This window comes from Pseudonocardia sp. SID8383 (assembly GCF_009864975.1).
GTDB lineage: Bacteria > Actinomycetota > Actinomycetes > Mycobacteriales > Pseudonocardiaceae > Pseudonocardia > Pseudonocardia alni.
In genome coordinates this window covers 1-15,394 of the sequence record NZ_WWFY01000137.1, presented here as the reverse complement: position 1 = coordinate 15,394, position 15,394 = coordinate 1, and the positions used below count along the sequence as shown (strand labels likewise).

Genomic DNA, 15,394 nt, shown 5'->3' with positions numbered 1-15,394 from the left:
TGCGTGGGTGCCGTCGTCGCCGGCCGGGTGGGCGGGGACCGCCCCCTCGTGACGCCGCGCGGGCCGGACGGGGTCGGTGGCGCCGCCTCCGGTGGAGGTCCGTCCGTCGGACGACTCGCCCGTTCCCGGCCCGTTCTCGGTCATGGGGCAACTGTGCGCCGTGACCCTGAGACGACCCTGTGACCGCGCTGGGAATCGCTCGGGCATCGGGTGAGAGTGCCCGGCACGCGGGTCCTCGCCGGCGGTCCGGGCAGGTCAGGAGATCGCGCCGGCCACCGTGAGCACCAGTCCCAGCACCGCGAGGGCGGCCCCGCCGCGGGCCCACAGCCGCTGCGCGCGCCGGTCGGAGTCGGTCAGCTCGGCCTCGGTGCGGGTGGACAGCACGAAGGTCCCGCCGGCGTCCTGCGGCGGCCGGATCACCAGTGGCCCGTCCCGGTCGTCGACCTCGCCGAGGACGTACATCGCGACGCCGGGGCGCAGCACCCACTCCTGGTTGCGGTAGCCGACGGTCCGGTCCCCGCCCCGGCCCCGGTCGGCCGGATCGAACCGGTCCAGCACCTGTTCCACCGGGTCCGGGTGCCGCCCGCCCGGGTCGACGCCGATCGTGTGCCCGTCGCGCAGCAGCGCCCAGCCGTGCGGGGACGTCCGCTCGGACACGGTCTCGGTGTGGGTCTGCGTCCGGGTGCGGCCCTCGTCGTCGCGCTCACGGCGCTCGAACCGGCGCTCGACCCGCTGCATGTGCCACACGCAGTCGACGCCCGCGAGGTCGGAGCGCAGCACCCCGACCGGGGCGGGCGCGGTCTGCCCGACGACCTCGCAGACCTTCCGGAACGTGCCCGGCCGCCCGGCGAGCTCCGCCGCGACGCCCGCGAGGTCGAGCAGCTCGGGCACCGACAGCGTCTCGGCCGCCATCATCGCGTGCACCCGGCGCTGGGTGCGGACCGCGACCCAGATGCAGGCCGCCCCGGCCAGCAGCGCGACGATCCCCACCCACAGCACGGGCGGAACCTAGCAGGTCAGGAGACCAGCTCCACGATCGTGGCGTTGGCGGTGCCGCCGCCCTCGCACATGGTCTGCAGCCCGTAGCGGATCCCGCGGTCGCGCATGTGGTGCACCAGGCGGGTCAGCAGCACGGTGCCCGAGGCCCCCAGCGGGTGCCCGACGGCGATCGCCCCGCCGAGCGGGTTCAGCACGGCGTCGTCGGCGCCCAGCTCGGCCTGCCAGGCCAGCGGGACCGGCGCGAACGCCTCGTTGACCTCGAACGCGCCGATCTCGCCGATCGACAGCCCGGAACGCTTCAGCACCTTCTGCGTCGCCGGGACGGGCCCGGTCAGCATCCGCAGCGGGTCCGCGCCGGAGACGGCCCCGGAGTGGTAGCGCACGATCGGGGTCAGGCCGAGCTCGCGGGCCCGCTCCGGGGTGGTCACGAGCACCGCCGACGCGCCGTCGGAGATCTGCGAGCTGTTCCCGGCGTGGATCACCCCGTCCGCGGAGAACGACGGCTTCAGCGCGGCCAGGGTGTCGGCGGTGGTGCCCCGGCGCAGGCCCTCGTCGGCGGTGAACCCGGGCGCTCCGGGCACGTCGACGAGCTGGTCGTCGAACACGCCGGCGTCGATCGCGGCGGCGGCGAGCTCGTGGCTGCGTGCCGCGTACTCGTCGAGCCGGGTCCGCGACAGTCCCCAGTCCCGGGCGATCCGCTCGGCGCCGACGCCCTGGTTGAAGTCCCCGTTCGGGAACTCCCCGGACTCCAGGTCGGCGCGGTAGCGCTCGCGCACCAGCGGCCCGTAGGGGCGTCCCAGGTCGCGGCCCGCGCCCAGCGGCACCCGGGTCATCGACTCCACCCCACCGGCGACGACGACGTCGTACTGCCCGGCCAGCACCATCCCGGCCGCGAAGTCGAACGAGGACTGGCTCGATCCGCACGCGCGGTTCACCGTCACCCCGGGCACCGTCTCCGGCCAGCCCGCGGCGAGCAGCGCGTAGCGGCCGATCTGCGCGGCCTGGTCGCCGACCTGGTTCACACAGCCCCACACGACGTCGTCGACGACGGCGGGGTCGATCCCGGTCCGCTCGGCCAGGGAGCTCAGCACGGCGGCGGACAGATCGACCGGGTGGACCTCGGCCAGGGACCCCTTCCGCTTCCCGATCGGTGTGCGGACGGCGGCACAGACGACGGCCTCGGGCATGGGGTCCTCCTCGGTCACCGGTGACACGACTCGTTCGCGACGCTAAGCCATCGGAGGGGGTCGGCGCTGAGAGGGCGATCACAGCGCCGGATGCGCATCAGGTGTCGAGACGCTCTGGATCGATGAGGTACCGTCTCGGTCGTACACGAAGGGGAGTAGCTCCCAACGCTGCGCTCGACATACTGGTCCGCCTCGCACTCCGACGGCCGACCCGGGCGCAGCGGCCTGACCACCACCAGGCGAGCGAGACCTTCGATCCGGATACACCGGGTCGAGGGCACCCGAACCTCGGTCCGGTCGAGATCGAGGGATGGACATGGACGGATTCCTGATCGCGTTCGCGATCAGCTTCGGCGTCATCTTCGTGGCCGAGCTGGGCGACAAGTCGCAGCTCATGGCCCTCACGTTCGCGACCCGCTTCAACGCGATCCCGGTCCTGATCGGGATCACGATCGCCACCTCGGTGACCCACCTCGTGTCGGTCGCCGTCGGCTACGGCCTGGGCGCGTCGATCCCGACCGGCTGGATCGCACTGGTCGCCGCGGTCGCCTTCCTGGCGTTCGGGGCCTGGACACTGCGCGGCGACAGCCTCTCCGAGGACGAGGAGGCGAAGGCCAAGCGGGCGGGCGGGTCCGCCGTCGTCGCCGCGTCGGTCGCGTTCTTCCTCGCCGAGCTCGGTGACAAGACGATGCTCGCGACGATCACCCTGGCCGCCCAGCACGGCACCCTCGCCGGGTCGATCGGCATCTGGGCCGGGTCCACGGTCGGCATGGTCGCCGCGGACGGGCTGGCCATCGTCGTCGGCCGTCAGCTCGGCAAGCGGCTCCCGGAGCGGGCCATCTCGGTCGGCGCCGCGGTGATGTTCTTCGTCTTCGGCGCCTGGCTGCTCTACGAGGCCGTCCCGCAGGTGTGGGGCGAGGACGCCTGGGGCCGCGTGGTCGACGTCGCCGGGCACCACGGGCTCGGCTGGGCCGCGCTGGTGCTGGGGGCCCTCGCCGTCGGCGCCGGGCTGTGGTTCCGCGGTCGTGCGCATCGCGCCCGCGGGGAGCGCAGGCTCGACGTCGCCCGGACCCCGGGCAGCCCGGCCTGGTGGGCCCGCACGCTGTTCGTGCTGGCCGCGGTGCTCGGGTTCGGTGCGCCGCTGCTGGTCGCCCTCGACGTGCTGCAGCCGATCTCGGTGCTGGCCCGGCCGGCGGTCGCCGTCGTCGGGGCGGGGCTGCTGCTGCTCGGCTTCGCCGTCGTCGCGGTCGCGATGCTGCAGCTCGGCACGGTGTGGCGCCGCTCGGCCACCGAGGCCGGGGCGGCCGCGGCCGGTGACCCGGACGCCGCGCGACGCCCGGTGCTCGCCACCGGCGGGATCTACCGCCGCGTCCGCAACCCCGCGCTGACCGGCCTGATCGTCGGGTGTGCCGGGATGCTGTTCATGGCCCCGACCCTGCTCGGCGTGCTCGCCGGGGTGCTGATCCTGGTCGCGGTGCAGATCCAGGCCCGTGCGGTCTACGAGCCCGGCCTGGGCAGCGCACTGGGCGCCGAGTACGACGAGTACCGCGCCCGGACCGGCCGGTTCCTCCCGCGGGTCCGCGCCGACCGCACCCCCGCGGGTGAGGGCGACCGCACGACCGTCGGCTGAGCGGCCCGCCGCGAGCCACCGCGGCGACGACACCGTCCGCCCCGGCGCGACCGGGGCGGGCGGTGTCGTCTGCGGGGACCGGGGTCCGCAGGCGGGTCAGGAGTACCAGGTCGGCTCGGGCAGCTCGTCGCGCAGCACCCACGCCCCGACCTCGCGCCGCTTGTAGGCGACCGGGTCGTGGAGGGTGTGCGTGCGGACGTTGCGCCAGAACCGGTCGAAGCCCAGCTCCGTGGTCGTCGCGCGGGCCCCGAGGCCCTCGAAGATCCCCGAGGTGATCTCCAGCGCGACGTCGGTGGCACGCGCCTTCACCGCGGCGACCCGCACCTCGTGCCGGCCGCGCTGCTCGGCGGTGACGCCGTCGGCGTCACGGTGGATCACCTGCTGCTCCTGCGCGACGGCGTCGGCCAGCGCCTCCACCGCCCACAGCTTCGCGTGCAGGTCGCCGTAGAGGTCGAGCTGGTAGGGCTCGTCGACGGCGCGCTCGTGGCCGCCGTGGAGCCACGGCCGGGTCCGCTCGCGGGTGAAGCGCGCCGCGGTCTCGAGCGCCCCGCGGGCGATCCCGAGGTAGAACTCCACGAAGACGAGCTGGATGATCGGCACGTTGAGCGTGTTGTAGACCCGCGGCGTGAACACCCTGTCGGTGAACCCGGCGGCCGCCGCCCACGGCACCCGGACGTCGGTGATCGTGACGCTGCCGGACTCGGTGAGGCGCTGGCCGATGTTGTCCCAGTCGTCGCCGAAGACGATGCCCTCCTGGTGGCTCGGCACGATGGCGAAGACGTGGGTGTCGGTCCGCTCGATCACCCCCTCCAGCACGGTGACGTCGGAGACCCTGCTGCCGGTGGAGAAGGACTTGCGGCCGGAGTAGACGAGCTCGTCGCCCTCGTCGCGGATGGTCAGCTCGGCGTCGCGCGGGTTGACCGCGCCTCCGAAGAACCAGCGGTTGCGGGTGGCGTCGGCCTCGACCGCCGCGATCTGCTCGGGCGTCCCGACCAGCCGGGCGGCCCAGAACCAGAGCAGGTGGTAGCCGAGCAGCTGGCCGATGGAGCCGTCGCCCGCGGCGACCTCGCGGATCACCCGGTAGGCCAGCGGCCACTCCTGTCCGCCGCCCCCGTGCTCGACCGGCCCCAGGATGGTGACCAGGCCGGAGTCCTTGAGCAGGGCGACCTCGTCGTGCGGGGTGGCGCCCGCCCGGTCGCGGGCCGCGGCGTCACGCTCCAGGACACGGCGGACGTCGCGGGCCCGGGCCAGCCAGCCCGGGGCGTCGGTGGGCGTGGTGGACCAGTCGAGCGACTCGACGGTGGTGGGCTCGAAACGGTTCTCGGTCGTGGTCACGGTGTGTCTCCTCGTCGTCGGAGAAAGGTGTCCGGGCGCGGCGGCGCACGATTCGGCGGATACGCGCGGGAATGCGCACCGGATCGGCGGAGGAACGGTGGGCCCGGACGGGAGGGAACTGTCGGGGCGGTCACCGGCGACCGGGGTCGCCGGCCGCGGCGCAGGTCAGGGAGCCTGCTCCGCGGGGATGCCGGTCAGCGACAGAGCGACGAGGTCACACGCGAGAGGTCGACGTGGCGTCGACGGGTGAGCTCGGTGAACAGCACGACCCCAGTGTTCGGGGAGATCACGGTGGAAGTCAACGAGACGTTCCCGGGAATGGGACGCGGCGCGGGATGTCCGGTCAGGACGGGCCCCGGGAACGCGGACGGGCCCGGCGACGACGGTCGCCGGGCCCGTGCGGACGGTGTCGGTCAGACGGTGGTGAGCTGCGGCTCGCGGGCGGCCAGCTCGGCCTCCTTCTCCCGGATGATCGGCAGCACCTTCGCGCCGAAGTACTCGACCTCCTCCTGGAAGTGCAGGAAACCGAGCAGCAGCAGGTTCGCGCCGCGCCGCTTGTACTCGATGGCGCGGTCGGCGATCTGCTCCGGGGTGCCGATCAGCTGGGTCTTGAAGCCGTCGTTGTACTGGACGAGGTCCTCGAACGAGGAGTCCGCCCACATCCCGCGCTTGTCGCCGGTGGAGTTGCCGGCCTGCTGGACGGCGTCGCGGAAGCCCTCGACGGCGGGCCGGTTGGCCTTCTCGATGATCTCGCGCAGGGTGTCCCGGGCCTCCTTCTCGCCGTCCCGGGCGATCATGAAGCCGTTGAGGCCGAACCGGACGGGCTGCAGCCGCTCGGCGGTCTTCGCGTGGCCGAGGACCTCCTCGACCTGCTCGGAGAAGCCGTCGTAGTCCTTGCCGTTGGAGAAGTACCAGTCCGACACGGCGCCGCCGTTGTAGCGGGCCGCGGTGGAGTTGCCGCCCTGGAAGATCTCGGGGTGCGGACGGCCGGGGACGTCGACCGGGCGGGGCTTGAGGTCGAAGTCGCGGATCCGGTAGAAGTCGCCGGCGAACTCGGCGCCGCCGTCGGAGGTCCAGATCTCGCGCAGCACCCGGATGAACTCGTTGCTGCGGCGGTAGCGCTCGTCGTGCTCGAGCCACGGCTGGCCCATCGCGGTGAACTCGGCCTTCAGCCAGCCGGAGACGATGTTGACCGCGATCCGGCCGTTCGTCAGGTGGTCGGCGGTGGCGACCCACTTGGCCAGCACCGAGGGCTCCCACAGGCCGGGGTGGACGGCGGCGATCACCTTGAGCCGCTCGGTGGCCAGGCCCAGCGCGAGCGAGAATGCGGTGGCCTCGTGCTGGTGGTCGGCGCCGTAGCTGGCCATGTAGCGGATCTGGGACAGCGCGTACTCGAAGCCGTTGTTCTCGGCGGTCTGCGCCAGCTTCTTGTTGTACTCGAAGCCCCAGTCGGTGCGCTGTTCGATGGTGCTGGTGACCAGCCCGCCGGAGACGTTCGGGACCCAGTACGCGAACTTCAGCGGCTCCTGGATCCGGGTGTTGGGCGTGGTGGCGAGAGCATCGGACACGGGAGACTCCTCGGGGGTGTGCCGGGCACGGCAGACGGGCACACGACGGCGCCGGAAAGAGAGGGAAGAGGGAGGAAACGGACCTGCGGTGACGCGATCAGCGACAGGCCTGGCTCACGACGACGAGGTTGTCGACGTGACGGCGTCGGGTCAGCAGGAAGCCGGTCACGCTTCCACCGAACCCGGGGGAGCGGGTTGTTGTCAACCGGATGCCGGGGAGATCACCACGGGTCCTCACCGGTGGACCGGGTCGACGCCGAGCAGGCCGTGCGCCAGCCCGCCGAGCAACCCCACGAGCCGGTGCTGGTCCAGGCCGCTGCGGAAGAACAGCGTCGACTGGATCGCGCCGACGCAGGCGTGCACCAGCACGCGCAGCTCGCCGTCGGACAGGTCCGGACGCAGCGGGGCGAGCACGTGCACCCAGTCCTCGACGTGGTGGCGCTGACGGCGCCGCAGGTCGCGGCGGGCCTCGGCGGGCAGGGTGTGGACCTCGCCGTAGTAGACGGCGAACTCGGTGCGGTTCTCGGTCACCAGCCGGATGTGGTCCGCCACCAGCACGGTCAGCGTCTCGCGCTCGGGGGTGCCCGCGGCCAGCGCCGCCGCCGCGGAGGCCTCCAGGCGGGCCATGCCGCGGTCGAGCAGGGCGAGCAGGACCGCCTCCTTGGAGGCGAAGTGCCGGTAGATCCCGGACCCGACGATGCCGGCCTCGGCGCCGATCTCGGCCATCCCGACGGCGTGGAAGCCGCGACCGGCCGCGAGCCGGGCCGCCGCCTCGAGGATCCGCTCCCCGCGTTCCGGGTCGCGCCGCCGCGGGGGTCCCGCGGTTCCGGAGCTGGTTCGCGTCGGCATCTTTCCAGCATCGCATCCGCGCGGTACGGTCCGCCACAAGTGAACAACGGATCACTAGGGAGTCGGCGTGGACTTCACCGAGACCGACGAGGAACGCGACCTGCGGGCGGCCGTCGCCGCCATCGCGGCCTCCTACGGCAGCGAGTACTACCTGCGGTGCGCCCGGGAGGGCAGGCACACCCACGAGCTGTGGAAGGCGATGGGGCAGGCGGGGTTCCTGGGCGTCAACGTCGCCGAGGAGCACGGGGGCGGTGGCGGCGGGCTCGTGGAGCTGTCCATCGTCTGCGAGGAGGCCGCGGCGCAGGGCGCCCCGCTGCTGCTGGTGCTGGTGTCCGCGGCGATCTCGGCCGAGGTGATCGGGGAGTTCGGCTCCGAGGAGCTGCGCCGTCGCTGGCTGCCCGGGCTCGCCGACGGCTCCACCAAGGTGGTCTTCGCGATCACCGAGCCGGAGGCGGGGTCCAACACCCACCGGATGGCGACCCGCGCCGACCGCGACGGCGACGACTGGGTGCTCACCGGCACCAAGCACTACATCTCCGGCACCGACGACGCCGAGGCCGTGCTGGTCGTCGCGCGGACCGGGAGGGCGCCGGACGGGAAGGCGCGCCTGAGCCTGTTCGTCGTGCCGGTCGACTCGCCCGGGCTGACCCGTACCCCGCTGCCGGTGGACCTCATCGCCCCGGACAAGCAGCACGTCCTGCACTTCGACGACGTCCGCGTCCCGGCGGGCAACCTGGTCGGCGCCGAGGGCGACGGGTTCCGCCAGGTCTTCCGCGGCCTCAACCCCGAGCGGATCACCGGCGCCGCGCTCGGCGTCGGCATCGCCCGGTTCGCGCTGGCCAAGGCGGCCGACTACGCCCGCACCCGGCAGGTCTGGGACACCCCGATCGGTGCCCACCAGGGCGTCTCGCACCCGCTGGCGCGGGCCCGGATCGAGACCGAGCTCGCGGCGCTGATGACCCGCAAGGCCGCGTGGCTGCACGACCGCGGGATGCCCGCGGGCGAGGAGTCCAACATGGCCAAGTACGCGGCGGCCGAGGCGGCGACGCACGCCGTCGAGGCGGCCATGCAGACCCACGGCGGTAACGGTCTGGCCAGCGAGTACGGGCTGATCCCGTACTGGGGGATGGCCCGGCTCATGCAGGTCGCGCCGGTGAACCGCGAGATGATCCTCAACCACGTCGCCCAGCACGGGCTCGGGCTGCCGAGGTCGTACTGATGGGTGCCGGCGAGCTCGACCGGAACCTGATCGGGCGGGTCAACGTCGCCGACGCGCTCGGCCGCAGCGCCGCCGCCCGGCCGGGGCGGACCGCCGTCGTCGACGGGGAGCGGTCCTGGACCTGGGCCGAGCTGGACGCCTGGGTGGACCGGCTGGCCCGCGGGCTCGCCGCGCGCGGCTGGACCCGCGGCGACGCGCTCGCGCTGGCTTCGGGCAACAGCGCCGAGTTCCTCGCCGTCTACTACGCCTGCGCCCGCCTCGGCCTGGTCTGCGTGCCGGTGAACCTGGGCTGGCGTCCGGACGAGGTCGCCTACGTCCTGGGCCACTCCCGGGCCCGCGGGATCGTCGTCGAGGCGCAGCTGGTCGCGGCGCTCGCGCCGGCCTGGGAGCAGGTGCCCGCGGTGACCGAGGTGTTCGTCGCGCCCGGCACCGGCGGGCCGGCCGGCGCCGGGGTCCCGCTGGCCGACGTCGAGGCCGGGGGCGGGGACGGCGCCGGACCGGTCGAGGTGCTGGTCGAGGACCGGGACCCGCTGTCCTACCTGTACACCTCGGGGACGACGTCGTTCCCCAAGGGCGTCGTCACCTCGCACCTGGCGGTCACTCTGGAGTCCTTCTCCGCGGCGCTGGACTCGGGCTGGTCGGCGGCGGACCGCTTCCTGGCGATGATGCCGATGTTCCACACCGCGCAGCTCAACGCGTTCTGCACCCCGGCGGTGCTGGTCGGGGCGACGATCCACCTCTCCCGGGGGTTCGAGCCCGCCGCGTTCCTCGACACCGTCGAGCGCGAGCGGGTCACCCAGGTGTTCGGACTGCCGATGATGTACCGGGCGGCGCTGGAGCACCCGTCGTTCGCCGGGCGGGACCTGTCGTCGCTGCGGCGCGCGGTGTACGCGATGGCGCCGATGTCCGAGCCGCTGATCCGGGCCTGCCTGGACGGCTTCGGCTGCGACTTCGCGCTGCTGTTCGGGCAGACCGAGATGAGCCCGTGCACCACCCTGTTCCGTCCCGAGCACCAGCTGACCCACATCGGTGCGGTCGGTACCCCGATCACCGGGGTCCGGGTCGCGGTCATGGACTCCGGCGGGACCCTGCTCGGCCCGGGGGAGGAGGGCGAGATCGTCTACCGCGGCCCGTCCACCATGAACGGCTACCTCGACGACGACGCCGCGACCGACGAGGCGTTCCGGCACGGCTGGTTCCACTCCGGCGACGTCGGCCGGCTCGGCGAGGACGGCGTGCTGTGGTTCGCCGACCGGGTCAAGGACGTGATCAAGACGGGAGGCGAGAACGTGGCCTCGCTGGAGGTCGAGCGGGCCGTCTACGCGGCCGCACCGGACGTCGCGGAGGCGGTCGTGGTCGGGCTGCCGCACGAGCGGTGGAGCGAGGCGATCACCGCGGTGGTCGTGCCCCGGCCCGGCGCGACGGTCGACCCGGAGGCGCTGCTGGCCGCCCTGCGCGGGCACCTCGACCACTACAAGGTCCCGAAGGCGGTGATCGTCGCCGACGAGCTGCCGCGCACCTCGACCGGGAAGATCCGCAAGAACGTCGTCCGCGAGACCCACGCCGGCCACTACGGGCCGCCCTAGCCGACGTGCACCACGGGGTGCCGGGCCACGTCGGGCCCGGCCTCCCGCAGGATCTCCCGGGTGATCGGGGCGACCTCGCCGACGCCGGTGACCTTGCACCGGGCGTGGCGCGGGTGCTCCGGTTCGGGCCGGGCGTGCGGGCCCTGCCGGTCGGGCGGTGCGCGTCCTGCAGGAGCCCACCCGGGTCGCGGACCCGCCGCGGGGCCTCGGTGATCGCCACCGGCCCAGGATTGCGCTACGACACGGTCTGCGCCGCTCCTGCGGGCGGATCGTCCGTATCCGGTGGGGTGAGGGTGGCCGCGTCGGTGCAGGCGAGCAGCGCACCGGCGAGCGGGCCGTGCCCGGCGACGAGCTCGACGACCCGCGCGTCGTAGCCGCGGACCTCGAGGAACCGGGCGGCGTCGCACTGCGGGTCGCCGGTCCGGCGGGCGACTGGCGAGTGCCCGATGGGGTGCAGCACCGCGGCCGTCATCAGCAGGTCCCGGTCGTGCCCGCCGTCCTCGGCGGCGGCGCGGGCCGCGATCGCCGCCCGCTGCGCGCGCTCCCACAGCTCCGGGCGCTGGTGGGCCAGCAGCGTCTCGGCGAGCGCGCGGGCGGCGTCGAACCCCATGACCCGATCCTGCCCCACCGCGCCGTGACGTGATCCGCTGCGCGCGGTGATCCGTGCCGCGCGTGCGTCCGGACGCGCGCGGCGCACGGATCACCGCGCGGACGACGACGCCCCGCGGCCGGTGCAGCCGCGGGGCGTGTCGGGGCACCGACCGGGTCAGACCGTCTCGGACTCCCGGTCGCCCCGCTGGGCGCGGACCGCGCGGAGCACGACCGGGGCGACCAGCAGGATCGCGATCAGCGAGTACACGACGATCGCGAGCGGGGTGGAGACCAGCGTGGTGACGTCGCCGTCGGCGATCTGCAGGGCGCGGCGCAGCTGCAGCTCCGCGTCCGGGCCGAGGATGACGCCGATGATGGCCGGCAGCACCGGCAGCCCGAACCGGCGCATCAGGAACCCGATGCCGCCGATCGCGAGCAGCACCACCAGGTCGACCGGCTGGCCGGACACCGCGTAGGCGCCGACGCAGGCGAAGAACAGGATGCCCGCGTAGAGGTACGGCCGCGGGATCCGCAGCAGCTTCGCCCAGGCCGGGGCCAGCGGAAGGTTCAGCACCAGCAGCATGACCAGGCCGATGAACAGGCTCGCGATGAGCGTCCAGACCAGGTCCGGCTCCTTCTGGAACAGCAGCGGGCCGGGCTGGATGCCGAACTGCTGGAACGCGGCGAGCATGACGGCGGCGATCGCCGTCGTCGGCAGGCCGAGGGTCAGCATCGTCGCCAGCGTCCCCGCCGACGACGCGCTGGCCGCGGACTCCGGCCCGGCGACGCCCTCGATGGCGCCCTTCCCGAACTGCTCCGGGTGCTTCGAGAGCTTCCGCTCGGTCACGTACGCCATGAAGGTCGACATCTCGGCGCCGCCGGCCGGGATCGAACCGAAGCCGAACCCGATGAACGGGCCGCGCAGCCACGGCTTCCAGGTCCGCTTGAGGTCCTCGCGGCCCAGCCACGGACGGCCGACCGGGATGACCTCCTGCGTGCGTCGTCGCAGGTGGGCGGCCACCCACAGCGCCTCGCCGATCGCGAACAGCCCGACCGCGACGATGATGACGTCGATGCCGTCGGCCAGCTGCGGCACCCCGAAGGTGAGCCGCGGCTGCCCGGAGATCGGGTCGAGCCCGACCAGGCCGATCGTGAGGCCCAGCGCGAGCGCGGCGAACCCGCGGACCCGCGAGGCACCCAGCACGCCGCTGACGGCGACGAAGGCCAGGACCATGATCGCGAAGTAGTCCGGGGCGCCGATGTCGACGGCCACCGAGGCGATCAGCGGGGCGACCAGGACCAGCCCGGTCACGCCGACGATGCCGCCGATGAAGTGCCCGATCGCGGCGGTGGCGAGCGCCTGGGCGCCGCGCCCGGACTTCGCCATCGGGTTGCCCTCGATGGCCGCCATCACCGAGGCGGACTCGCCGGGGGTGTTCAGCAGGATCGACGTCGTCGACCCGCCGAACATCGCCCCGAAGTAGATGCCGGCGAACATGATGAACGCGCCGGTCGGGTCGAACGCGTAGGTCACCGGCAGCAGCAGTGCCACCGCCATCGCCGGGCCGATGCCCGGCAGCACACCGATCGCGGTGCCGAGCAGCACCCCGAACGCGGCGAACAGCAGGTTCTGCGGGGTCAGCGCGTGCGCGAACCCGTTCATGAGCAGGTCGAACGTGCCCATCAGCCGAACACCCCCATCAGCGGGCCGCCCGGCAGGTCGACGCCGAGCACGGCGTCGAACAGCACCCAGGTCAGCAGCGAGACCGCGGCGGCGATGCCGAGGTCGCGGAGCACCGCGCGCGAGCCGAGCGCGTAGGTGGCGCCGGCGAACAGGACGGTCCCGGCGATCGGCCAGCCGGCGAGCGGGATGAGTGCCGCCGTCGCGACGATCACCCCGGCCAGCATCCCGACCGTGCGCAGGTCCACGGCGGTGTCGAGGTCGACGTCCTCGCCGCCCTCGGCCTCGCCGCGGCCGCCGCGCAGGACGTCGACGGTCAGCAACGCCGCCAGCACCGGCAGCGCCGCGCCGAGCACGAACGCGACGGTGCGCGGTCCGAGCGGGTCGGACGCGCTGCCGCCGCCGCCCTCGGCGAGGGTGTCGCCGAGCACCAGCAGGCCGATGAGGGCCAGCAGCACCGACACACCCAGCTCCGAGTGCTCCGTCCACCAGGAGCGAGCGGTCCCGGTGTCCCCGGTGTCCCCGATGGTCGTCACGTCAGCCCCAGCCCGGTCAGTACCCGCTCGACGCGGGCGTCCTCGTCGGCCAGGAACCGGCCGAACTCCGGCCCCGGCAGGAACGCGTCCTGCCAGCCGTTGCGTGCCAGCACCTCGCGCCACTCCGGCGTCGTGTGCAGCTCGGCGTAGGCGCGCTCCAGCTCGGCGACGCCCTCGGGGTCCAGCCCCGGCGGCGCGACGACACCGCGCCAGTTGGTGAACTCGACGTCGATGCCGGACTCGCGCAGCGTCGGCGCGTCGAGGCCGGGGATCCGCTCGCCCGCGGTCACCGCGAGCACCCGCAGGTCGCCCGAGGCGATCTGGTCGGCGAACTCGCCGAGCCCGGACACCCCGAACGCGACCTTGCCGCCGAGGACGGCGGCGAGCAGCTCGCCGCCGCCGTCGTAGGAGACGTAGTTGACCGTGCGCGGGTCCACGCCGGCGCCCTCGGCCATCAGCATCGGGGCCAGATGGTCCGGGCCGCCGGGGGAGGAGCCGCCGCCGACCGGGGTCTTCCCGGGGGCCGCCCGCCAGGCGGCCAGCAGGTCGCCGAGGTCCCGGTAGGGCGAGTCACCGGGGACGACGACGATCTCGGTCTCCTCGGTGAGCCGCGCGATCGGTGTGGTCTGCTCGAGCGTGGCCGGCGAGTCGTTGGAGTACACGCTCCCGACCACGCCCAGGCCCATGCTCATCACCAGCCGGTCGTCGCCGGCCTCGTTGACGGTTCGGCCGAGCCCGACCGTGCCGCCCGCACCGGGCAGGTTGAAGACCTCGACCGACCCGGTCAGCCCGGCGTCCTCCATGGCCTTGGCCGCGCTGCGGGCGGTGACGTCGTAGCCGCCGCCGGGGGCGTTCGGGACCAACATCCGCAGCCCGCGGAGCTGGGTGCCGTCGCCGCCGCCCCCGATCGCGCCGACCGCGGGCGGGACGAGGAGCAGGGCGGCCAGCACGGCCACCACCGTGCCGAGGAGAGGTCCGACCCGGGGCCGCGGCACGGGCGGCGTGGGGGCGTCCGGCGGAGGCCGGTCCTGCATTCGTGGAGGAGCCGTCTGAGGCATCTGCGTCCGATCTCACCGTTGCGAAGCGAACGCGTTGCAGTGTGCGGAGTCACCCGTCCGATGTCTCCGTAACGGCCACAACGGTCGTTGTGGTCGTTGCGGTCACCGCGGACCGGGTGCGCGGGTCAGCGTGCCCGCAGCCCCAGCTCGCCCAGGACGTGCTCCACCCGCTCGTTCTCGGCGGCGGTGAACCGGGCGAAGTCCGCGCCCGGGAGCCAGGCGTCGCGCCACCCGTTCGCGGCCAGCACCTGCCGCCACTCGGGTGTGTCGCGCATCGCGGAGACGGCGTCGGCCAGCGCGGCGCGGTCGGCGTCGGGCAGCCCGGGCGGCGCAACCAGCCCGCGCCAGTTGCTGAACTCGACGTCCACCCCCGACTCGCGCAGCGTCGGCACGTCGAGGCCGGGCACCCGCTCGCCCGCGGTCACCGCGAGCACCCGCAGGTCACCGGACCCGATCTGGTCGGCGAACTCGCCCACCCCCGACACCGCGAAACCCACCTCGCCGCGCAGCACCGCCGCGAGCAGCGGACCCCCGCCCTCGTAGGACACGTAGCGGACCCGGGCGGGCGCGATGCCGGTGCCCTCGGCGAGCAGCATCGTGGCGAGGTGGTCCGGTCCACCGACGCTCGAGCCGCCGCCGGCGGTGAGCCCGCCGGGGGCGGCGCGCCAGGCGTCGAGCAGCGCGCGGACGTCGCGGTAGGGCGAGTCCGCGGGCACGACGACGATCTCCGACTCCTCGACCAGCCGCGCGACCGGAGTGGTGCCGGCGAGCGAGAGCGGGGTGTCACGGGAGGCGGTCGCCCCGACGATCCCGAGCCCCATGCTCATCAGGAGCCTGCCGTTGCCCGCCTCGCCCTCGACCCGGCCGAGCCCGGCGATCCCGCCGGCCCCGGACAGGTTGAACACCTCGACCGGGCCGGCGATCCCGGTGTCGGACAGCACCTTGGCCGCGCTGCGGGCGGTGACGTCGTAGCCCCCGCCGGGTGGATTGGGGACCAGGATGCGCAGGTCGGACAGCGGCCGCGGCCCGTCGGTCAGCACGATCGGGACGACGACCGCGGCGAGAGCCAGCACGAGCACCACGACCAGCGAGACGACCGGACCCCGGCGGGCGCGGCGGGCGATCGGTGCCCCGCCGGGCCGCGTCGCCGTCCCC

At 74.0% G+C, this 15,394-nt stretch carries 13 protein-coding genes; 3 read left to right on the top strand and 10 right to left on the bottom strand.

The features are described from left to right. Positions 1-255: 255 nt before the first annotated feature. Both GTW08_RS03355 and GTW08_RS03350 read right to left on the bottom strand, forming a co-directional pair. Positions 256-999, bottom strand: coding sequence for an E3 ubiquitin ligase family protein (locus GTW08_RS03355; protein ID WP_083658574.1), 744 nt, complete (start codon positions 997-999; stop codon positions 256-258). Positions 1,000-1,016: 17 nt separating this feature from the next. Then, positions 1,017-2,186 (bottom strand): thiolase family protein, encoded by a 1,170-nt coding sequence (locus tag GTW08_RS03350; RefSeq protein WP_073575537.1) that lies wholly within the window; start codon positions 2,184-2,186, stop codon positions 1,017-1,019. A gap of 316 nt (positions 2,187-2,502) precedes the next feature. Between GTW08_RS03350 and GTW08_RS03345 the strand changes: the two genes are divergently transcribed. Continuing rightward, a complete protein-coding gene (locus GTW08_RS03345; RefSeq protein ID WP_073575536.1) occupies positions 2,503-3,816 on the top strand; it encodes a TMEM165/GDT1 family protein in 1,314 nt (437 codons plus the stop codon). A gap of 96 nt (positions 3,817-3,912) precedes the next feature. Here GTW08_RS03345 and GTW08_RS03340 read toward each other — a convergent pair whose 3' ends face one another. From GTW08_RS03340 to GTW08_RS03330, 3 genes are all read right to left on the bottom strand, one after another. Further along, the gene (locus GTW08_RS03340; protein WP_083658572.1) at positions 3,913-5,151 is read right to left on the bottom strand and encodes an acyl-CoA dehydrogenase family protein; all 1,239 of its coding nucleotides are present in this window, start codon (positions 5,149-5,151) and stop codon (positions 3,913-3,915) included. 413 nt (positions 5,152-5,564) lie between these two features. Next, positions 5,565-6,683, bottom strand: a complete 1,119-nt coding sequence (gene sfnG, locus GTW08_RS03335; protein ID WP_217266893.1) for a dimethylsulfone monooxygenase SfnG — start codon at positions 6,681-6,683, stop codon at positions 5,565-5,567. Positions 6,684-6,953: 270 nt separating this feature from the next. Continuing rightward, positions 6,954-7,568 carry a TetR/AcrR family transcriptional regulator gene (locus GTW08_RS03330; protein WP_161151395.1) on the bottom strand — a complete coding sequence of 205 codons (615 nt, stop codon included), beginning with the start codon at positions 7,566-7,568 and terminating at the stop codon, positions 6,954-6,956. Positions 7,569-7,635: 67 nt separating this feature from the next. Here GTW08_RS03330 and GTW08_RS03325 point away from each other — a divergent pair, with 67 nt between their 5' ends. Continuing rightward, on the top strand, positions 7,636-8,787 hold the full coding sequence (locus GTW08_RS03325; protein ID WP_073575484.1) for an acyl-CoA dehydrogenase family protein: 1,152 nt from the start codon (positions 7,636-7,638) through the stop codon (positions 8,785-8,787). Beyond that, a complete protein-coding gene (locus tag GTW08_RS03320; protein ID WP_161151394.1) occupies positions 8,787-10,373 on the top strand; it encodes an AMP-binding protein in 1,587 nt (528 codons plus the stop codon). The genes GTW08_RS03325 and GTW08_RS03320 overlap by 1 nt, the downstream gene beginning before the upstream one ends. Before the next feature lie 235 nt (positions 10,374-10,608). On the opposite strand, the gene GTW08_RS03315 is transcribed toward GTW08_RS03320, so the two are convergent. The 5 genes from GTW08_RS03315 to GTW08_RS03295 form a co-directional block, all read right to left on the bottom strand. Beyond that, a complete protein-coding gene (locus GTW08_RS03315) occupies positions 10,609-10,983 on the bottom strand; it encodes a hypothetical protein (protein WP_161151393.1) in 375 nt (124 codons plus the stop codon). 156 nt (positions 10,984-11,139) lie between these two features. After that, on the bottom strand, positions 11,140-12,648 hold the full coding sequence (locus GTW08_RS03310) for a tripartite tricarboxylate transporter permease (RefSeq protein WP_073575481.1): 1,509 nt from the start codon (positions 12,646-12,648) through the stop codon (positions 11,140-11,142). Then, complete coding sequence (locus GTW08_RS03305; RefSeq protein WP_161151392.1) at positions 12,648-13,181, bottom strand: tripartite tricarboxylate transporter TctB family protein; 534 nt, start codon at positions 13,179-13,181, stop codon at positions 12,648-12,650. The genes GTW08_RS03310 and GTW08_RS03305 overlap by 1 nt, the downstream gene beginning before the upstream one ends. Next, positions 13,178-14,140, bottom strand: a complete 963-nt coding sequence (locus GTW08_RS03300; RefSeq protein WP_346009842.1) for a tripartite tricarboxylate transporter substrate binding protein — start codon at positions 14,138-14,140, stop codon at positions 13,178-13,180. Before GTW08_RS03300 ends, GTW08_RS03305 begins: the two co-directional genes overlap by 4 nt. 224 nt (positions 14,141-14,364) lie before the next feature. Next, positions 14,365-15,312 carry a tripartite tricarboxylate transporter substrate binding protein gene (locus GTW08_RS03295; RefSeq protein ID WP_346009843.1) on the bottom strand — a complete coding sequence of 316 codons (948 nt, stop codon included), beginning with the start codon at positions 15,310-15,312 and terminating at the stop codon, positions 14,365-14,367. Positions 15,313-15,394: the final 82 nt, after the last annotated feature.